Raw genomic sequence first — 21,551 nt, 5'->3', positions numbered from 1 at the left:
TGAATCCTCCATACTATATATCCTGCGAATTTTTCTTGATCAACTGTCCTAAATTACGTTCAAATGTTTCGGTAGCATCATATCCCATTTGTTTCGCTCGGATATTCATTGCAGCAATCTCAATAATAATTGATAGATTTCGACCGATACGAACGGGAATAGATAACCTAGGTACGTCCACGTTGAAGAACCTCATATTTTCAAGATTATTCCCTAGTCTATCGTACTGACGGTTGCGATCCCAATGCTCTAAATTCATGACCAAATCTACAGTCTTGCTCGAACGGATCGATCCAACACCAAATAAATTCACGACATCAATGACTCCAATCCCACGAATTTCAATTAGATTACGCAGAATTTCAGGTGGCTCACCAATAATACGATTTTCATCCATCATGTAAAGTTCAACACGGTCGTCAGCAACTAAGCGATGCCCTCGCTGAACCAGTTCCAAAGCGGTCTCTGATTTACCGATTCCAGAATCTCCAATAATTAACACGCCCATACCGTAGATATCTACCAATACACCGTGTTGAGAAATTCTTTCTGCCAGTCGTTCTTCCAAAAAGTTTGTAACGTTAGAAGAAAGTCTCGTTGTCGGTCTAGTAGATACTAGAACAGGAATCCCTTTTTCTGAAGCTGCCTTGATTAATTCTTTTGGTGGTTCCTGGTTTCTTGAAACTAAGAATGCCGGAGTATCTCCTTGGCACATTCTTTTCATAATGATATAGCGCTCGTCACTTGTCATACGCTCAACAAAGGATAATTCTGTTCTACCTAATAACTGTATTCTATTTTGAGGATAAAAACTAAAATATCCCGTAAGTTCCAGTGCTGGTCTAGATAAATCACTAATCGTGATTTTTCGTTCAAGGTTCTCTTCTCCAACGATGACATGAATATCACTCATTGCTTCAACTAGTTGTTTTATTGTAACTGTATTCGCCATGTTAAGCTCCTTTACTTAGATTGAATGCTTATATTAAAAAACCTTTTGCATCGAACCATGATTTTATAAGATTTATATACTTTTAAAATGAATCTATCTTTACTTATAAAATGAATAAGCACTTACATCATATCACAATTGATGTACGGTTTATAGTGAATAAATCAAGAGAATGATACATATTCATACAATAAAAAAACCTTCAGAATCAGCTAAAGTACTGACTCTGAAGGTTACATTTAATTTATTTTGTCTCTTGAAGCTCGTCTTTTTACTCATAACCGCTGCTGAAAAATGCATTTAATGCAGATACGATTAAGGCAACAATCAGCGACATACCGAAAGAGCTAAATTCGAATCCACTCACCAATGATGCAGTAAACCAAAGCATCAAACCATTAATCACGAAGTAAAAAAGTCCCAGCGTCAAAAAAGTGATTGGAAGGGATAGAATCACTAGAACAGGTTTAACGAATAAATTCAATCCAGCAAAAACTACAGCTGCAATTAAAGCCGTTTCCCAAGTCGCGATTCTAAACCCATCCAGAAATCCAGCTAACGCTAGAAATATAATTGTGTTAGCAAGAATTTTTTGCCACCATTTCATAATTAAAAGTCACTCCAGTCATCCTCGTCCACTTTTTCAGCTTCTTTTCTCTGTGACGGTTTAGCGCCAGAGAACGGATTAGGACGATCATTAAATGTATGGTACGTTCCTGATTTTTTAGAACTTTTACCATCAGGCATTAGCAATGCAGCAAACAGATATAACGGAACAGTTAAACCTACTCCTGCAAAAGTTGCGACAACTACGATGACGCGTAGAAGTACTGGGTCAACATTAAAATATTCTCCTATGCCGCCCAAGACTCCGAAAATCACCGAATTCTCTTTAGATTTTCTTAAATTTCCCATTGTACTGAACCACCTTTAATTTAATTGAATTTATGCTTTGTCTGTATCTTTCAAAAGAATATTTCCAGAAGTCGTCTGAGCTGTCAGTTGAAGTGCTTTTCCTTGTCTGATTCGATTGAATTTAAGTTTTGTATCTTGTTTTGACTGTACATCAATATCAGATAATCTTGATTTCACTACTCCAAAGACTGTTTTTGCTTCGCCTTCGATATCTAGTTCTTTTGGAATAGCTATTTTAACGCTTCCGTTCACAGAACTTGCTTTGATACGTGTCATTTCTTTGTTGTTCAACGTCAATTTAACTTCTCCGTTAGTAGTGGATACGTCGGCACTTAACGGTGCTCCGTTAAATACGATTGAACCACTGACTGTGCTGACAAGGAAATCTCTAATCTCAGAGTCTTGAACTTGAACCGTTCCGTTTGTTCCTTTAACTTCTAACATAACCGCGTTCGTATCTTTGAACGTCATATTTCCATTCGTAGATTTCACAAATACGTCTTTACCTTTAAACGATTTAAATTGAACGTCACCATTTAATAGCTTGATAGAAGTGTAATCATAAACACGTTTAGGCAAAGAAATTGTGACGATTGCTTCTATACGTTTGTTCGGAACGTGGAAGACAAATTTATCTTCATCCAGTTCGATTTGACTACGTTCTTCGAAAGCTTCTAATGGAGTTTCTTCCTCTATTTTACCATAAAGTTTAACTTTTGCAGAAACTTTGATTGTGTCATCTGAGCTTGTTTTAAGTTTAAGCTTACCGTTTGCTAATTTAAAGTCTAAAATGCTTGCTGTAGTATTTTCAAATGTCCACTCATGTTCAAAATTAGTAGAAGCTAGTTTAGGCACTCTGATATTGATATCTTTCCAGTCAAAATTCTCAAGAGCTGAATTGAATGAGCCTTTTACAGACTTCGCAGTATCACTCTTCATTGTTGAAGAAACAGACTCACGAATAAATTTACCCAATTCTTTCCCACTTACTTCAAGTTGCTTCCCTGCTTTATTAAGGGTTTCAGATGCTTCGTCTTTCCAGTTTTCTGGAATTTCAATTTTTTCAGAAACTTGTTTGGCCTTATTGGTCCACTGTTTCATTTTAGTTGCGTGAAGTTTTTTCATGACCGAAATTTTTTGTTTCTGTACGTTCTCAAACGTTACTTCTAGTTCGCTGATTTCTTCTCTTAGCGTATGCATTCTTTCAGCTGTTTCCGGCTCTTGTCTTTCTTCTAATTCCGTTAATGCGTCCTGTTTAGATTGGATATCAGCTTTTAATTCAGCGACAGCTTCTGTGTTATCTAATTCATCAATTTTTTGAATCAATGATAGTTCTTTTTCTAAGTTCTTTAAGTCCGTTTCGATTTCTGAACGTTCTTGACTCTTTCTTTCTTTGGAACCTTCTTGTAAGTGATAAAGCTCTGCTTTTTTATTGTCTAATGTTCTTTTTGTTTCTGAAAGAGTATTGTTTACTTGATCCAGTTCAACAGAATACTGATTGATTTCAGTTGCTAAGCTTTCCAGTTCTTTTTCTAATTCAACATTGCGTTCTGCTTTTTCGACTTCTTCTGAATCTTCTGTTTCTTGATCATCCGCAGAAACAACTTCGGTTTCTTCTTCCTCGTCCATTGTTTCATTAAATGAATCATTTTGATCGAATTCTTTGTACTCATTTTTCTTGTTTTCTTTTTTAACTAAAGACTCCAGTAAATCTAAACCTTCTTGAGTTGAGATTACACCACTTTTAACTAATTCTAAAATACGTTCTCTCTCTTGCATGTTTTTTCCTCCCATTCGATTCTTCACTACTTTGTCGTCAATTGGTTATTACAGTATTTTTAACTTTCTGTTAACTACAATTAGAATAGAGGTTTTCTTCTACCCGTATCTATAGTATGCAACAGATCAGAAAAAAAGTCATAGGACTTACGACTGATATTTGAGGGTTATTTTTATTTAATCAAATCATACCAAGTAGACTAAAAAACCTCCAAAGGATACCCTCTGAAGGTTTCAAACAACTTAGTTTTTACTTTTGAGCTTTTCTTTACGTGTGATTTCTTTATCGAGTACTTCTTTAAGATAGTACCCTGTATAACTTTCTTTTACTTCTGCTAACTCTTCTGGTGTACCTGTCGCAAGAATTGTACCGCCACCTGCTCCACCTTCTGGCCCAAGGTCAATGACGTAATCTGCTACTTTAATGACATCCAGATTGTGTTCGATGACTAAAACAGTATTACCTGCTTCTACAAGTCGATCTAATACGACAATCAGTCTAGAAATATCATCTGCATGTAGACCTGTAGTCGGCTCATCTAAAATATAGAAATTGTGACCACTTTGTCTTTTGTGCAATTCACTAGCTAGTTTCATTCGTTGAGCTTCTCCACCAGATAAGGTTGTTGCTGGCTGTCCAAGCGTCATATAGCCTAACCCTACATCAATAATCGTTTGCATTTTTCTTGAAATCTTCGGTACATTCTCGAAGAATTCTGCTGCTTCTTCAATGTTCATCTCAAGTACTTCTGCAATACTTTTACCTTTGTACTTAACTTCTAATGTTTCTGAATTATATCTCGTTCCATGACAAACTTCACAAGGTACGTATACATCCGGAAGGAAGTGCATCTCGATTTTCAAGATACCGTCCCCTTTACAAGCTTCACAGCGTCCACCTTTTACGTTAAAGCTAAAACGGCCTTTTTTGTAACCGCGCATCTTCGCTTCATTTGTTTTGGCGAATAAATCTCTGATGTCATCAAAAACACTTGTATACGTTGCCGGATTACTTCTAGGCGTCCGTCCAATCGGGCTCTGGTCGATATTAATAATTTTTTCAATATCTTCATATCCGCTGATGCTTTTGTGCAAGCCAGGTTTGACTTTAGAACGTCCGACTTCTCTAGACAAAGCTTTTCTTAAGATACCATTTACCAGAGAACTTTTACCCGATCCTGATACTCCAGTCACTGCAGTAAATCGTCCAAGTGGAAAGGTAACATCCACATTTTTCAAGTTATTTTCCTTAGCACCTTTAATCACGATCGCTCCTAAATCTTCTGAGCGACGGGTTTCAGGAACAGCGATAAACTTCTCTCCCGACAAGTAAGCACCCGTTAACGAGTCTTTATTATTCTCGATTTCTTCAGGTGTTCCACTTGCAACGATGTTTCCACCGTGTTCTCCTGCACCAGGACCAATATCGATTAAGTGATCTGCTGCACGCATCGTGTCCTCATCGTGTTCAACAACAATCAGCGTGTTTCCTAGGTCACGCATATTTTTAAGTGAATCAATCAGGCGATTATTGTCTCTTTGATGTAATCCAATTGAAGGTTCATCAAGAATATATAATACCCCAGAAAGATTCGATCCAATTTGAGTCGCTAATCGTATACGCTGAGCTTCTCCACCAGATAAGGTTCCCGCTTTACGACTAAGTGTAAGGTAATCTAACCCAACATTCTTTAAAAATCTCAAGCGATCAAGAATTTCTTTCTGAATAGGCAAAGCAATCGTAGTATTACGAGAAGATAAATCCATTTTATCAAAGAAATTATGTGCCTCTTCAATAGAAAACCCACTTACGTCTCCAATATCTTTTCCGAGCACTTTTACAGATAACGCTTCTCTGTTCAGTCTTTTTCCTTTACAAACTGGACATTCCAGTTCGGTCATATATTGAAGCATTTGATTTCTAGTAAAATCACTGTTGGTTTCTTTATATCTTCTAGCAACATTCGGTAAGATTCCTTCAAAGGGAATCATCGTGTCTCTGACACTACCAAAGTCGTTTTTGTAATGGAAATGGAATTTCTTATCTTTGGATCCATTTAATACAATATCTCGGTCTGCTTCAGGCATTTCTTCGAATGGAATATCTGTTTTGATTCCAAAGTGCTCACAAGCTTGTGAAAGCATCTGCGGATAATAATTCGAGCTAATTGGATTCCAAGGTATAATCGCACCGTCATCTATAGACAGAGACTGATCCGGTATAACCAAATCCAAATCAACTTCTAGATTTGTTCCAAGTCCGTCACAGGCAGAACAAGCTCCAAAAGGCGCATTAAATGAAAAGAGTCTAGGTTCAACTTTTGGCAGTGTAAATCCACATTTCGGACAAGCGTAATGTTCACTGAATAACTCTTCTCTATCTCCGATGAAATCAGCAATCACAAAGCCTTCTGCCAATCCTAAAGCGGATTCTACTGATTCGAATAGACGTGAGCGTATACCTTCTTTGATTACGATTCTATCTACAACAACTTCGATTGTGTGTTTTTTGTTTTTTTCAAGTTCGATATCGTCTCCAATATCCATCATTTCTCCATTGACTCTTAAACGAACAAATCCTTGAGATTTAATCTTGTCGAGCGCTTTTTTATGCTGACCTTTTTTCCCTTTGATAATAGGAGCCAGAATTTGAATTTTTGTTTTTTCAGGACTGTCCATAATCTGATCTACCATTTGTTCTACTGATTGGCTTGAGATTTCTGTACCATCATTTGGACAAAATGGTGTTCCAATACGCGCATACATCAATCTCATGTAATCGTTAATTTCTGTAGCTGTACCAACTGTTGACCTAGGATTGTTACTCGTTGTCTTTTGATCAATAGAAATAGCTGGACTCAATCCATCAATACTATCAACATCTGGTTTATCCATCTGCCCAAGAAACTGTCTCGCGTAGGCTGAAAGAGATTCTACGTATCTACGCTGACCTTCAGCATACAGCGTATCAAACGCTAGGGAACTTTTTCCCGAACCAGATAGACCTGTCATGACAACAAATTTATCACGTGGTATCGTTACATCGATGTCTTTGAGATTATGCGAACGTGCACCACGAACTACAATTTTATCGTTACTCATTTATCAAATCATTCCCTCTACTAAAGTCTAGCCTGCTTCAACAACTTTCTGAATGGGGCTTATACGGTTATTTATATTTTAATGATTCACAAAACGAAGAGGCAAGCGGATTGCTCCCTTACCTCTTCTTTCTAGTCCATTATAGCACATACGTTCTTAATTAGCGAATGTTTGTTCTGTATTTCGTTCTTTTAAGATTTTACTCGTTCTTCGTTCTAGTTCTGCCTGATTCGTGAATTCTCCACTGATTAGATCGGGTAAAATCTCCTTGAGCAAGTACTGTACACTGTCTAATTCTTTGAACTCAAGAATAGTGACCAGAGATTCCTCGTAAATCTCTGTAAATAAGGATTCAGGATTCCCTTTTTGGATCTCACCAAAAGACTCATATAATAAATCGACTTTATCGGCTACAGATAAGATTTTGCCTTCTAAAGAATCATCTTTACCTTCTTTGAATCGATTGCGGTAAACTTCTTGAAATTCTTTCGGAATCTCTTGATCTATAAAATGATGCGCCATTGTTTCTTCTACCGTGGCCAATCTTTCTCTTAAATCAGGATCAGCATATTTAACAGGTGTTTTAATATCTCCAATGAAAATCTCTGTATAGTCATGATTTAATGCTTTTTCATAAAGCGAGCGCCAATCTACTTCTTTCCCAGCTTTCTCCTCTACAGTTCCGAGAAATTGCGCGATTTTCGTCACTTTGAACGAGTGTGCTGCAACAGAATGCTCTTCATACTTGAATTTTCCTGGACAACGATTGATCTTTTCCAAATCACTTAAACTTTTAAAATACTCATGCATTCCCATTTGATCATCTCTCTTTCTCTATTTCGTGTTTTTTCAGAGTAAATTTTCACTATATTATCAGTTAAGATCATAAAATGCAACTTCTTATTTATTGTAATATGCCTTAATCCTATAAAGCAATTATCACGATTCAATAAAAAAACCAGCCCGTATGAATAGGCTGGTTTTCTTACTAACGTCTTTGACTTGATGGATTTTCGAATATAATCGGTAAATAGACTTCAAACATTGTCCCTTTTCCTACCTCACTGACTAGTTCTATATGTCCGTTCAAATTCTCAACAAGGTATTTTACGATTGATAGTCCAAGCCCAGTTCCACCAGCATTTCTACTGCGGGCTTTATCGACTCTGTAAAATCTCTCGAAAATTCTTGATTGTTCTTGCTGCGGAATACCGATACCATTGTCTCGAATTTTAATGACTGCTTCCTGATTCAAGTAAGTCATTTCTACTTCTACTTTTCCTTTTTCAGGCGTATAAGACACTGCGTTCCCTACAAGATTCAATATAATTTGTTTTAACTGATCATGATCCACTTCTAAAGAAACATTTTCATGATTTATTATAGAAAGTTCCATTTCTTTTAATTCTGCTTTTTGCTGCAAGATTTGGAAGACTTCTTTTACGACTGATTTAGCTTCAATAGATTCAACATTCATTCTTACTTGTTTTTGCTCCAGTTTAGATAACTGTAAAATATCTTGCACCATTAAATCTAGTCTGCTACTCTCTTTCAACATGATTTCCAGAAACTCAACGAGGACTTCTCGATCTTCTAGCGCTCCATCCAACAAGGTTTCGCTGAAACCTTTCAAAGCCGTTATAGGTGTTCTCAATTCATGAGAAGCATTTGCTACAAAGTCGGTTCGAACTCTTTCAAGTCTCCTGATTTCTGTTATATCATATAATAGTACGATAAAATTGGTCGTCCCCTGGATACGTCCAGGTATTGGGACAATATTGGTATCCACAATTCTTTCGTCCTGTAGAAACAAAGAAATCTCTCGATTTTGAAGTTCGTTTTTTTCAAAAGCCGCTTCAATCAATCGATTTAGTCCATAACTTTTAAAGACTTCCAAGTAACTATGCCCTATTTTCCCGTAAAGATTTTCACCTAATATCTCATTCATAATAGGGTTAACCATGGTGATTTCTCTATTCTCATTCAAAACCATGACGCCGATGACCAAATGATTAATGAGTTCACGCATCCGTTTGTCATTCTGCTTGATTTCCTGCATTTGTGACTCCAGATTGCCGGCAAGATCATTGATTGTTTCTCCAAGATCATCAATTTCATGATAAGAAGCCGACCGATAACGCGTACCATATTTCTGGTGAGACAACTTATTGGTTATCTGTTTGATTTCTTCAATAGGATCGCCGATTCTTCTAGTCCAGTAATAAGTGAACAGTACGGTAAGTAAAAGTGAAGTCGCTATAAAAACCAATAAGAATCGAATCAACTCCTCTGTAACACCCGTCATTTCTTCCACTCGTTTTGATAATCTCAAAATTCCTACAGTTTCTCCCTCCGTACTCAGTAAAGGAGCTGCAGTATAATATCTTAAGTCTTCTGTGCTCGTACTGACACGGTCATACGTACTTATACCGTCGCCATTTAAAATCGATTGAATTTCTGGTCGATCCAAATGGTTTTCGACCATGTCCTGATCAGCATGCGAGTCATAGATAACATTTCCTGAAAGATCAATAAGTGTAATTCTTTCAGAAACAGCTTCTGCTGCTTTTTCCAGTCCTGTCATCAGCTCTTCTAGATCCTGTTCTGAATCAATCGTATCGTTTAATTGACTCTGAAGCGTTACAAGTTGTGCCTTTAGGTCTTCGCCTTGTTGCTCCAGACCTTGTTGTACAAAAACATTCGAAGAAATGTAGAAGAAAATAATAGAAAAAACACCAAACACCGCAAGGAAAAAGAGAAGAATTCTTCCTCTTAACTGTTTCATTTGGGTTCCTCAAGCTTATAACCAAAGCCTCTAGCTGTTTTGATATATTGAGGATTCTTTGTATCTTCTTCTATTTTCTCTCTTAAATGACTGATATGAACATCTACGATTCTAGTTTCACCTGCAAAATCATAATCCCATATTGCATTCAACAATTGTTCTCTACTCAAGATTCGATTTTGACGTCTTGCCATATAAAGAAGTAAATCAAATTCTTTAGGCGTGCATTCAATGGCCTCTCCCTTTAAACGGACTTCATACTGTTCAGGGAAGATTTCGACATCTTTAAGAATAATGGATTTTTCAGGCTCATTTTGAGATTCTGTTTCAACTTCACTGATTTTCTCATATCTTCTGAAAATTGCCTTCATACGTGCAAGGACTTCTCTTGGACTGAAAGGTTTTGTCATATAATCGTCTGCTCCAATTTCAAGACCAATGATTTTATCAATCTCAGAATCTTTTGCAGTCAGCATGATGATCGGTGTATCTACTTTTTCTTGTCTAAGACCCTTACAGATATCGATTCCGTCTTTAGAAGGTAACATTAAATCTAGAATAATCAGATCATATGAACCTGTACTTGCCATTTCATATCCTTCTTCTCCATCCAAAGATGCTGTGACCTGGTAACCTTCTTTTTCTAAATTATACGATAACAATTTGACGATCGACTGCTCATCTTCGACAATTAAAACTCTTTTCATAGTTTACAATCCCAATCCTTTCGTATAAAACTCGTTTGATAACAGAAGTATTACTTTCTATTCTGAAATAATTATTTGACTAGTTTGATTTCTTCAAGCGTAATTAACCCAAGATCATGTGGATCATCTTCATAAATAGCTGTTTCTGAAAGAACGATTTCATTATCGATTCTATTCACTTTCAAGTGACAATATGCACGGTTTGAAAAGAGCGCTTCGTTTAAATCTTCAATCGTATGCAGCTGTCTGTCGTTGCATTCTAAAAGTGCATCTCCAATACCAACACCCATTTTTTCAGCTGGGCTCCCAGGTCTAATCGCGATAACTCTCAACCCTTGTTCAGCTGGACCAAAGCGGAAACTCCACTTCTGCTCACGCTTACGGTGACGATACAGTACAAAGACTCCGCCTATCATAAGTACGAGCAACCCTAAAATCGCGAATTCTTTTAACCAGAATGTTAGAGCGAATAAAACCATTCCCGCTACTGACAATCCAAGAAAATCTTTTAACAGCCGTTCTTTGGCTTCTTTAGGTATTTGAGCCTGAACCGTGTATCTCAGCCCCATTAAAACAGGCAACAAGAAAAAGGAATAGGTCTGGTTACCTACAGAAAAAACTGGCCACCAGTCAAAGAAAGGTCTAAATCCTTCTCCTGGAATAACGAGTAATAAGGGTACGAGCCAAAAAGGCGTCATACGGTATTTAGCGACTAGTTTCCCTCGTTTTGTTGCCAAAAATCTTGGGATAAACTTAGACATGTTTCCTGTCTGAAGAACCAGTACAGTACTTAGTAACAATAATAAAGCAATGATAAAGCTCACTTGAGTCAATTCGTACGCTACTGATAATCCTTGATTCAGTGGGCTGTACCAGTTTTCAGGCATGGAGAAAAATTGATCTGTAGTGACTCCAAAATAAGTCAAGGCCAGGAACACCAAGCTGGTGATTGAGAAAGTGAATATAGGATGAATAAATCGGTAACCTAACCCCAAGGATAAGATCGTAACGATCTGATAAAGTATGATCCAGTCAAGTGTAACAGGTAACCCTGCAAACACTGTCAACGCCGATAACAGGAGCCCTGGAAGAAGTCCCCATACTAAAAATCGTTTGATTTCAAAGTTGTCTTTATAGATTGTCGCTCGTAGTTGTTTACGGTCGTAACTAACTCTTCTACTTTTTGCTAATAGAACTAATGCTATACCAACTAAAAATAGTGGCTGAATAAAAAATAGTCCAAAAGCGAGTAGCAAACTTTGCAGTATATTCATTTAATTTGCACCTTTCTTATTTTCTTTCACTATTATTTTAACACATCTTATGAAAAAGTTATGCATTGGTTTGAATTTATCAGATGATTTCATCTTCAGTCTGTAAAGGTCTTTTTGATCAGATCACTCTATGCTATACTGTTTAGATTAAGTATGATTGAACAAGTCTATTCAAGGAGTGATCTATATAAAACTATTGCAACAATTCGGTTGGATTTTATTTTATTCTGTACTTGGTGAACTCCTCTCTTACGTTATGCCTTTTTCTGTTCCTGGAAGTGTGATTGGTATGATTTTATTGTTTTTATCGCTCCATTTCGGATTACTGAAAATAGAAAAAGTAGAAGCTGTAGGCACCTGGTTAACGCAAAATATGGCGATTCTATTTGTACCGGCTGCAGTGGGTTTAATGATTCACTTTGAACTAATCACTTCTATATGGTGGCAGATTGCAATCATTTCTCTAATATCAACGTCAGTCGTCATGATTATTGTTGGAAAAACTATCGAGGTTTCAAAAAAACGTAGACACCCTATTAGTCCAAAAGAAACTGAGGAAACTTAATGAAAGAAATACTTACGAATACGCCTATGTTTGGTCTATTACTGACCATTGTGGCTTACACGATAGGGCATCATTTACACAATCGTTGGCCTTACCCTATTTTTACGCCGTTGATATTTTCTGTTATCACAATTATTAGTCTACTGATTCTTTTTGATATAGAATACGAAACATTTTTACTAGGTGGAGAATTTATTCATATGATGATTACACCTGCTACGGTTTCATTAGCGATCATACTGGAGAAAAATTTCCGCTATTTGAAGAAGCATTATCCCTCTATCTTTTTGGGTGTCGGCATCGGTACGATCGCGCATACACTTGTCATCATATTCTTTATGATTTTATTCGAATTTGATCAGCAAGTTTTTGCTTCTTTTTTCTCGAAAAGCATCACCACTGCTATTGCGATTAGTGTTTCAAACTCTCTCGGTGGGATAGAATCTTTAACCATTGCTCTGGTGATCGTAACAGGGACTTTAGGTTCGGTACTCGGACCGCTACTTTTCAAGCTCACTCATATTACAGATCCAATTGCTCAAGGTGTCGCGCTTGGAAGTGGCGCACACGCAATGGGTACATCAAAGGCTATTCAGTTAGGAGATGTGCACGGCGCAATGTCAGGTCTTTCCATCATCTTGACGGGTATCGCTTATGTTTTACTAGCACCATTGACCAATTTTATTTATAGTATATCGTTTTGATTTCTCAATGATTTTCCAAAACATTTCTGTCCATTCCTGATCAGATGAATAGAAAAAGGTTAGTCCGAACACAGTTTGTAACTGTATCTGGACTAACCTTTTTGTTGTTTCACTTGTTGTTTTAGTAAGTTCTGTTTAATTAAGGACGTCCAAATCCAGCTACATAGTTAGACCAATATCCTGAAGTAAAGGAAGCAACTGCCACCCCTGTAGAAGTTTGCGCTCCGATAAAGCTTCCGCCACCTAAATAGATTCCAACATGATCAATAGATCCACCTTGATTGAAGAAGATTAAATCGCCTGGTTGTGCTTGAGATTGAGAAATTCTTGTAGTTGCGCTGTATTGTCCAGCAGCTGTTCTTGTAATACTACGTCCTGCTTGACGGAAAACATACTGTACAAATCCTGAACAATCAAACCCTGCTGGCGTACCGCCACCAAATGAATAACGTACACCTTTAAGTCCGTGAGCAATCCCAGTGATAGATCCGCCGTTTGAAGAAGCTGGTACACTTGCTTCAGGCGCTTTTGCCGGTTCTGGAGTTGTTTCAGACGCTTGATTTGAATCACTTGAAGAAGTGCTAACAACTTCTTCTTCAACGTCAGCTGTTTCAGTTGCAGCTTCTGTTGTGTTAGAAACAGCAATCGTTGTTGTTTCGGCTGCTGCTGCTCTAGCAGCTTGTAATTCTTTTACTAATGCTTCAGCAGCTTTCTGCTCAGCAAGGAAAGTTTCTTTTTCTTCTGCAACATCAGACTTTTCAGCTGCTATAGAAGCAACTAAACGTTCTTGATTTGCTTGTTCTTCTTCAAGCTCAGCTTTTTGGCTTTCCATTTTTGCTGCTCTTAATGTTTGCTCTTCTTGTTGTGCTAATGTTTCTTTTTCTTTAGAAACCACTGCTTCTTTATCACTAACTTGTTGCTGGATCAAGTTTTGGTTTGCTGAAACGATTGTATTCACAACGTCCAGTCTTCCAATAATATCTCCTAATGATTCAGATTCCATTAAAAAGTTCAAGACTGACTTAGAATCTCCTGTTACCTGAACAGCTCTTGCTTGCTCTTCTAATTTCTCTTCACGATCAGCAATAACCGTGTTCAATGTATCAATTTCTTCTTTTAATTGAGTCAAAGTCGTATTCGTTTCTTCCATTTCGTCCATAAGTACATTTAGATAGGCTTCTTGCTCAGAAATTTTAGAAGCAACCGCTTCTAATTCTTTTTCAGCTTCGTTTTGGTCTTTAGAAAGATTTTCTAATTTTTGATTAAATTCAGATTCGCTTTCAGGTGAAGCGAATACTGGCATAGCTGGTGTTGCAAGATAAGTAAGTCCTAAAGATGCTGCTAAAGTTAATTTCAAGATTGATTTCTTATTCAAGTTATTTTCCTCTTTCTATTATGTTTTTTTAACACTATGTAGTACGAGTGAACGAGAAAATAATTTTCTCGTTCACTATGATCTCTAAACTTTCAAGAATTTTCTAATAGATAAAGCTGATCCTAAGCTTCCGATGATGATTCCGATTCCAAGTAGTAAAGCTACAAGTAAAATTAGGAATGGATTGGGTTCTAATAAGGAATAATAGGTTCCTTGTAGTGCATTCATTAAGGTATCGTACCCTTGAAGATATACATAAGATATAATTCCTACTGGAATCAATGATCCAAGTAATCCAATCAATGCTCCTTCGATTAAGAATGGCCATCTGATAAACCAGTTTGAAGCACCAACTAGTTTCATAATCTCGATTTCTGTTCTTCTCGAGAAAATCGTAATTCTGATTGTGTTTGCAATCAGGAACACTGCAGTGAAGATTAATGCGATAATTACAATTGCTCCGACATTTCTCACAACACTTGTTACTTCAAACAATCGATCTGCATCTGATCCTCCATAGTTTACGTCGGCAACATAATCAAGTGTTTCTGCTTCCTGCGCAACTTCTGAGGTTTGTTCTGGCGTATTCGTATTGACTACAAACACATCATATAAGGGGTTATTATCTCCATCGAATAGACCAAAGGCATCCCCGTAACTTCCGATAACATTATTTAATTCAGTATCTCTACTAGAGAACTCTACGGATTCAACATTATTTAATCCTTCAAGACTCGCTCGTAAATTATCTCGATCTGCTTCTTCAGCTGCAAGGTCGACGTGAACTCTAATACTGACATCATTTTCAATATCTGAAACGATTTTGTTTACATTCATCAACATTGCGATAAAACTTCCTACTAGAAGTAAAGTTACCGCTACTGCGCTCACCGCTGCTAAGGTCATCCAGCCATTACGTACAATACTTCTTAGTGACTCTACAATATGACGTCTGATTGTTCTAAATTTCATATCCGTATTCCCCTTCCTCTTGATCTCGGGCAATACGTCCGTTTTCAACTGCTAAAACCCTGTGTCTCACACGATTCACGATTTCACTATTGTGAGTCGCCATAATGACAGTTGTACCTTGATTATTGATTTCTTCAAGTAATTCCATGATTCCCCAAGCTGTTTCAGGATCTAGGTTTCCTGTAGGCTCATCTGCAATCAGTACGCGCGGCATATTCGCAATTGCTCTAGCAATCGCAATTCTCTGCTGCTCACCACCGGATAACTCATTCGGAAACATTCTAACTTTATGTTTCAATCCAACTAAATCAAGAACTTCTAGTACACGTTTTTGAATTTGTTTAGGATTTTTTTCTAGTACTTGCATTGCGTATGCAACATTCTCGTATACTGTCAATCTTGGTAATAGTTTGAAATCCTGGAAAACTACACCAACGTGTCTTCTCAAATGTGGTATTTTTTTAGGTTTCAAAGTAGCAAGATCAAATTCTCCTACTTTAACCGTTCCTTTGGTCGGAACTTCTTCTCTATAAATCATTTTGATGAAAGTTGATTTACCTGCTCCACTTGGACCAACAACGTAAACGAACTCGCCTTGCTCAATACGAACGTCCAACCCATTAATAGCTGTAATACCATTTGAGTATTTCTTGTAAACATTAGACATTTCTATCATTATATACTCACCTATCTATTTTGTTTTAAAGTCATCTAAACCTGGTAGGCATGTTGAGACTTCTTTGCGAAACCCTTAAGATTTCTCAAGCCTTTCTTAGTATATCACTGGTTGAAAAGAAGTCTGTTTTAATCCAATTACAATCATATTTCAAAAAGTCATACTTCTTGAGTTCACTACTAAAAAATTCCACTAAGAACCCATTAAAAACCTCTTCAAAACCACTTATCGTTCAATTGTCACCATAATAAAGAAACCACTCTCCACTTACCTCCTTTTAACGTGCTTAAAATGGTATTTGTTTAAAATTCTAATGTTACAGTTGTGTTAAAACAAGCCTCTTAAAAGTATGTCTAAAATTTGACACTTCTCGGTTTCGTAATAAATGTAAAAAGGCATTACAGCCTAATAACTCACTGTAATGCCCTTTTACATTATTCTGCTGCATTAATTAAAGAGCGCAAATAAGCTTCGATGAAGCGGTCAATGTCGCCATCCATTACAACATCTATGTTTCCAGTTTCCTCATTTGTTCTATGATCTTTTACCATAGAATATGGATGAAAAACATAGGAACGGATTTGAGATCCCCAGCCAATTTCTTTTTGCTCGCCTCTTATAGCGGCCATTTCTTGTGCTTTTTCATCAAGTTGTTTTTGATACAACTTCGCTTTCAGCATCTTCATTGCGGTTTCTTTGTTTGCTAGTTGAGATCGCCCTGCTTGACTAGCTGCTACCAATCCAGTTTCTTTATGCGTCAATCTTACTGCAGATTCTGTTTTGTTGATGTGTTGTCCACCTGCACCACTTGCTCGATACGTGTCTACACGAATATCATCTGGGTTGATTTCAATATCGATGTCATCATCTATTTCAGGTGACACTTCTATAGAAACGAAAGACGTATGTCGACGGCCACTTGAATCAAAAGGAGAAATACGAACTAAACGATGAACGCCTTTTTCTGCTTTCAAAAGTCCGTATGCATGTAATCCCTTTATGAGTATCGTAACACTTTTGATCCCCGCTTCTTCTCCATCTTGATAATCCAGTATCTCATAAGAAAAGCCTCTTTTATCAATCCATCTTGTATACATTCTATAGAGCATTTCGCCCCAGTCCTGCGACTCGGTACCACCTGCACCTGGATGAATTTCCAAAATAGCATTATTATTATCGTAAGGTTCGCTGAGTAGCATTTCAAGTTCAAACTGCTCGATTTCTTTTTCAAGAGACTCTACACCATGTTCAAGTTCAGCTCGCAAACCTGCGTCGCTTTCTTCTTCAAGCATCTCCATCATCATTTTGTACTCTTCAACTTGTTCTTCCATAGAACGAAAAGTATTATAGGTACTTTTAACCGTATTCGCTTCATCGATAACTTTTTGAGCGGCTTGCTGGTCATTCCAAAATGATGGATCTGACATTTGTTCATCGTATTCTGCAATGTCAACTTCCATTGTCTCTAAGTCAAAGAGACCCCCTGAAGTCAGAGACTTTCTGACTTGCTGCTTGAATTGAATTTCTAATATCACTGATTTCCATTGTAATAGCCTCCTAGATTTATGGTAGAAAAATCCCTCTTGCAAAAAAACAAGTCCTCAGGAAACCACAATAAATCCCTATAGAGATCCTTGCCTGAACGATCATTTACTAAAAGGTAAACTTTCGCTGACTCATTGAATTGTAAGAGGGCTGTTTCTATTTTACGAGAAGAGGAATTAACCTAGTCTCGTATGTGTCTCTTCATCATGTGAGAAAACGGCTTCTTTCGCTTTTCCACGATCCGCTTTCCCTTTAGCTGTTGTTTGTTCACGTTGCAAGTTCTGACGGATTTGAGATTTCATTAATAAACGAGTTACTTCGTAGTCTATTTCACCAATCATATCTTCAAACAAAGTGAACCCTTCTTGCTGATATTCAGTTAGTGGATTAAATTGTCCATATGAACGAAGTCCGATACCTTGTCGTAACTGATCCATTTGATCAATATGGTCCGTCCACTTACGGTCCACTACTCTTAAGATAACCACTTTTTCAAACTCAAGAACTTGTTCTTTACCGTTTAGTTGAGCGGTTTTCTCTTCGTAATTTTTACGAGAAAGTTCGATTAGTATCGTTTCAATTTCTTTTGCTGATTTCCCTTTTAAATCTTCTTCAGATAATTCTTCAGGGTGTACGAGTACAGTATGCGCAAACTCAATGATATGAGAAAGATTCCACTTAGTACGGTCTTCCTGTTGTGTATTCAATTGAACATAGCGCTCAATCGTACGACGAATCATCGGTACTGTTACGTAGTTCAATGTTTCGTTTTCTAGAATCACTTCAAGCCTTTGGTTGTAGATGACTTCACGCTGTTCACGCATTACATCATCGTATTTCAAGACGTTTCTACGTGTATCGTAGTTATTCCCCTCAACACGTTTCTGTGCAGATTCAACTTGTCTACTAATCATACGACTTTGAATGACTGCGTCGTCTTCAGAAATTTTGAGTTGTTCTAGAACCATACGAATACGTTCTGAGCCAAATCGTTTCATCAAATCATCTTCAAGTGATAGGTAGAATTGAGAAACACCAGGATCTCCCTGACGACCAGCACGTCCACGTAATTGATTATCGATACGTCTTGATTCATGACGTTCCGTACCAATAACGGCTAAACCACCCATTTCTTTGACTCCGGGTCCAAGTTTGATATCTGTACCACGACCAGCCATGTTGGTTGCGATCGTTACAGCACCAGGTTGTCCAGCATTTACAACGATTTCCGCTTCTCTGAAATGGTTTTTGGCATTCAATACTTCGTGTGGCACGCCTTCTTTAGTCAATAAACGACTGATTCGCTCAGATGTTTCAACCGCTACAGTACCAACTAAAATCGGTTGTCCTTTTTGGTGACGTTCTTTGATGTCTTGTGCAACAGCATTAAACTTGCTTTCAAGTGTTGGGTAAAGTAAATCATCGCGGTCATCACGAACAAGCTCACGGTTAGTCGGTATAGCGATAACGTTCATATTGTAAATCTCACGGAATTCTTCTTCTTCTGTTTTAGCCGTACCTGTCATACCAGATAGTTTTTTGTACATACGGAAGTAGTTTTGGAAGGTAATGGTTGCCATAGTCTTGGACTCTTTTTGAATCTCAACGCCTTCTTTAGCTTCAATTGCTTGATGAAGACCGTCAGAATAACGACGACCATCCATAATACGTCCAGTAAACTGATCGACGATCTTAACTTCGCCGTCGTCAACAACATAGTCAATATCCAGTAGCATAATAAAGTTTGCTCGCAACGCTTGATCCAAGTGATGAATCAAGGACTGGTTCTCTAAATCGTATAAGTTTTTCACTCGGAATGTTTTTTCAGCTTTTTCTATACCATCTTCTGTAAGAGAAATGGATTTAGATTGAAGGTCGATTGTATAATCTTCTTCTTCTTTCAGACCTTTAACAAAAAAGTCTGTACGTGTATAGAAAGAAGTTGAGCGATTAGCTTGACCAGAAATGATTAAAGGTGTTCTCGCCTCATCCACTAAGATTGAATCGACCTCATCCAAAATAGCAAAATTCAATGGACGCTGAGCCATTTGCTCTTTGTAAACGACCATATTATCTCTTAGATAGTCGAATCCAAGTTCATTATTTGTAGAATACGTAATATCACAAAGATAAGCTTCTCTTTTTTCATTCGGATTTTTCCCGTTCAGGTTTAAGCCAACCGTTAGTCCCATCCAGCGATACAACTCACCCATTTCTTCAGCATCACGCGTCGCAAGGTAATCATTTACTGTAACAACATGGACACCTTCCCCTGAAATAGCATTCAGGTATACAGGCATAGTAGCTGTTAAGGTTTTACCCTCACCAGTTTTCATTTCAGAAATATTTCCTTCGTGAAGGGCTATCCCCCCCATTAACTGAACACGGAAAGGAAATAGTCCAAGTACTCGTTTAGCTGCTTCTCGAATCGTTGCAAAAGCTTCTGGTAGAAGATCATCTAAAGTTTCTCCATTGTTAAATCGTGTTTTAAATTCCTCAGTACGAGCTTTCAATGCTTCATCTGTTAAAGTAGCAATCTCGCTTTCCATACTTTCAATCTGGTCAGCAAGTTTACCATAACGACGTAGCTCTTTTTTGTCATTATCGAATAAGTTTTTAAGTAAATGAGCCATTTTTAAAAATCTCCTCTTTGATCGTTTAATCTCTTTTTCGTTATATATCAAAAGCTATTCTTGTCGATTTTCACACTATACTATCATACCATTATTATATAGTAAAAAAAAGTCCAGTTGTCATGCTTTACAGAGGTTTACAATTTTTTAATCTCTATGCAAAAAACGGCTAAATAATTTCACTTTAAGTATGTATTTAAAAGTAAAAAAAAGACAGGCAACAAACTGCCTGTCTTTCTCTTGAATAGAATTAATCTGTTTCAATCAATCCGTATTTACCATCTTTACGTTTATAAACGATACTTGAGCCATTTGTATCTGCATCTTCGAAAATAAAGAAGTTATGTCCTAACATGTCCATTTGAAGAATAGCTTCTTCAGCATTCATTGGTTTCAAGCTTAAACGTTTTGTTCTGACGATTGCAGCACCAATTTCTTCTTCTGTTGCTTCGTCATCTTCTGCCTCAAGATCTGCCCATAAATCAGGGTCTGTAGGTTGCGGTGCGTCTACCCCTTGTGATTTACGGTTCTTACGATTAATTTTTGTTTTATATTTTCTCATTTGTCTTTCCAGTTTGCTTACTACTAAATCAACACTGCCATATAGATCTGGAGAAGTTTCTTCCGCACGTAAAACGATGTAAGGAAGTGGTACAGTCACTTCTACTTTCGCAGTTTTATCAGAGTAGGTTTTCAAATTCACATGTGCGTTTGCTTCTGGCACATCCTTGAAATATTTCTCGATCTTACCTACCTTTTTCTCAACATAATCCCTAATCGCTTGGGTCACTTCTATGTTTTCTCCGCGAACATTGTATCTTAGCATATTCCTTCACCCTTCCAAATCTTATTTACTTTGAGTTATTCTAGCACAAATCACAGAATAACTCTCTAACAAACCATTGAAGATTGTTTGTTATCTTATATTGATTATACATGATAGCGGTTACTTTCTCAATGGATCTCTACCATTTAATGGATATTACTTTTATCTGAATACCGATAAGGATTGAACATTCCTTGCTCCTTCTGATATAAGGCACTCCATAGCATAGATCATCGTCCTTCCAGTTGTGTAAACATCGTCTATAACGAGCACTCTTTTCCCTTTTATTGATACCTTGTTCTGATCAGCAATGCGAAAAGGTTGGATAGATTGTAACCTTTCCTGCCTTGTTTTCTTTGACTGATTTTTTTCTGTTGTCGTGTTCTCAAGTAAGTTCGTATAAGGAATCCTTGCTGTCTTAAGCATGATTCCCGTTTGGTTAAATCCTCTAATCTGAAAACTTTTCTTAGATACAGGGATAGGGACAATCATATCAATTGTAGCTATATTTCCAATTGCTTTGATTAAATCTTCTGAAATCATTCTGGCTATCCTAGTGTCTCCTGTAAATTTGTATCTTTGCATCCATTCTTTGGCAAAAGCATTATAGGTATATAAAGCTTTATGATTCAGCGACTTTATCTTACCAGCCTTTATCCATTTTTGGCAGTCTTGACATACCTCAGTTGTTTCTTGCAAGCGAGAACAACAAGGACAGCTAGGATGACCGATTATTTTCTC

At 37.3% G+C, this 21,551-nt stretch carries 18 protein-coding genes; 2 read left to right on the top strand and 16 right to left on the bottom strand.

Annotation, left to right across the window (positions count from 1 at the left end; genetic code table 11):
- Positions 1–13: 13 nt before the first annotated feature.
- From hprK to LG377_RS03430, 9 genes are all read right to left on the bottom strand, one after another.
- Entirely contained in the window at positions 14–952 is a 939-nt protein-coding gene (hprK, locus tag LG377_RS03470; RefSeq protein WP_225743316.1) for an HPr(Ser) kinase/phosphatase, read from the bottom strand.
- Positions 953–1,223: 271 nt separating this feature from the next.
- Positions 1,224–1,559: a phage holin family protein gene (locus LG377_RS03465; protein WP_225743315.1), complete on the bottom strand. Its 336-nt coding sequence runs from the start codon at positions 1,557–1,559 to the stop codon at positions 1,224–1,226.
- Between the two features lie 2 nt (positions 1,560–1,561).
- A complete protein-coding gene (locus tag LG377_RS03460) occupies positions 1,562–1,867 on the bottom strand; it encodes a PspC domain-containing protein (RefSeq protein ID WP_225743314.1) in 306 nt (101 codons plus the stop codon).
- Between the two features lie 30 nt (positions 1,868–1,897).
- Positions 1,898–3,646, bottom strand: a complete 1,749-nt coding sequence (liaX, locus tag LG377_RS03455) for a daptomycin-sensing surface protein LiaX (protein ID WP_225743313.1) — start codon at positions 3,644–3,646, stop codon at positions 1,898–1,900.
- Positions 3,647–3,889: 243 nt separating this feature from the next.
- On the bottom strand, positions 3,890–6,748 hold the full coding sequence (uvrA, locus tag LG377_RS03450; RefSeq protein WP_225743312.1) for an excinuclease ABC subunit UvrA: 2,859 nt from the start codon (positions 6,746–6,748) through the stop codon (positions 3,890–3,892).
- A gap of 156 nt (positions 6,749–6,904) precedes the next feature.
- Positions 6,905–7,564 (bottom strand): HD domain-containing protein, encoded by a 660-nt coding sequence (locus LG377_RS03445; protein ID WP_225743311.1) that lies wholly within the window; start codon positions 7,562–7,564, stop codon positions 6,905–6,907.
- A gap of 172 nt (positions 7,565–7,736) precedes the next feature.
- The gene (pnpS, locus tag LG377_RS03440; protein ID WP_225743310.1) at positions 7,737–9,533 is read right to left on the bottom strand and encodes a two-component system histidine kinase PnpS; all 1,797 of its coding nucleotides are present in this window, start codon (positions 9,531–9,533) and stop codon (positions 7,737–7,739) included.
- Entirely contained in the window at positions 9,530–10,240 is a 711-nt protein-coding gene (locus LG377_RS03435) for a response regulator transcription factor (RefSeq protein WP_225743309.1), read from the bottom strand. The genes pnpS and LG377_RS03435 overlap by 4 nt, the downstream gene beginning before the upstream one ends.
- A gap of 71 nt (positions 10,241–10,311) precedes the next feature.
- Positions 10,312–11,514 (bottom strand): PDZ domain-containing protein, encoded by a 1,203-nt coding sequence (locus LG377_RS03430; RefSeq protein ID WP_225743308.1) that lies wholly within the window; start codon positions 11,512–11,514, stop codon positions 10,312–10,314.
- Between the two features lie 157 nt (positions 11,515–11,671).
- Between LG377_RS03430 and LG377_RS03425 the strand changes: the two genes are divergently transcribed.
- Positions 11,672–12,079 (top strand): CidA/LrgA family protein, encoded by a 408-nt coding sequence (locus LG377_RS03425; protein WP_225743307.1) that lies wholly within the window; start codon positions 11,672–11,674, stop codon positions 12,077–12,079.
- Complete coding sequence (locus LG377_RS03420; protein WP_225743306.1) at positions 12,079–12,783, top strand: LrgB family protein; 705 nt, start codon at positions 12,079–12,081, stop codon at positions 12,781–12,783. Before LG377_RS03425 ends, LG377_RS03420 begins: the two co-directional genes overlap by 1 nt.
- A 139-nt stretch (positions 12,784–12,922) precedes the next feature.
- Here LG377_RS03420 and LG377_RS03415 read toward each other — a convergent pair whose 3' ends face one another.
- The 7 genes from LG377_RS03415 to LG377_RS03385 all read right to left on the bottom strand — a co-directional run bounded on the left by LG377_RS03415 (position 12,923) and on the right by LG377_RS03385 (position 21,353).
- On the bottom strand, positions 12,923–14,158 hold the full coding sequence (locus LG377_RS03415; protein WP_225743305.1) for an NlpC/P60 family protein: 1,236 nt from the start codon (positions 14,156–14,158) through the stop codon (positions 12,923–12,925).
- 84 nt (positions 14,159–14,242) lie between these two features.
- On the bottom strand, positions 14,243–15,130 hold the full coding sequence (ftsX, locus tag LG377_RS03410) for a permease-like cell division protein FtsX (RefSeq protein ID WP_225743304.1): 888 nt from the start codon (positions 15,128–15,130) through the stop codon (positions 14,243–14,245).
- Positions 15,120–15,806: a cell division ATP-binding protein FtsE gene (gene ftsE / locus LG377_RS03405; protein WP_225743303.1), complete on the bottom strand. Its 687-nt coding sequence runs from the start codon at positions 15,804–15,806 to the stop codon at positions 15,120–15,122. The genes ftsX and ftsE overlap by 11 nt, the downstream gene beginning before the upstream one ends.
- 434 nt (positions 15,807–16,240) lie before the next feature.
- Positions 16,241–17,351 (bottom strand): peptide chain release factor 2 gene (gene prfB, locus LG377_RS03400; protein WP_225743302.1). Its coding sequence is split into 2 segments (ribosomal slippage): positions 16,241–17,278 and positions 17,280–17,351, totalling 1,110 coding nucleotides; the frame shifts between segments, so codons are not numbered across the junction.
- Between the two features lie 176 nt (positions 17,352–17,527).
- On the bottom strand, positions 17,528–19,984 hold the full coding sequence (secA, locus tag LG377_RS03395) for a preprotein translocase subunit SecA (protein WP_225743301.1): 2,457 nt from the start codon (positions 19,982–19,984) through the stop codon (positions 17,528–17,530).
- A 250-nt stretch (positions 19,985–20,234) separates the two neighbouring features.
- Positions 20,235–20,810, bottom strand: a complete 576-nt coding sequence (hpf, locus tag LG377_RS03390) for a ribosome hibernation-promoting factor, HPF/YfiA family (protein WP_225743300.1) — start codon at positions 20,808–20,810, stop codon at positions 20,235–20,237.
- Positions 20,811–20,972: 162 nt separating this feature from the next.
- Entirely contained in the window at positions 20,973–21,353 is a 381-nt protein-coding gene (locus LG377_RS03385; RefSeq protein WP_225743299.1) for a ComF family protein, read from the bottom strand.
- Between the last annotated feature and the right edge of the window lie 198 nt (positions 21,354–21,551).

The organism is Marinilactibacillus sp. Marseille-P9653 (assembly GCF_916618885.1).
GTDB lineage: Bacteria > Bacillota > Bacilli > Lactobacillales > Carnobacteriaceae_A > Marinilactibacillus.
Note: the sequence above shows the minus strand (reverse complement) of the source record. Positions and strands in the feature narration are given on the sequence as shown.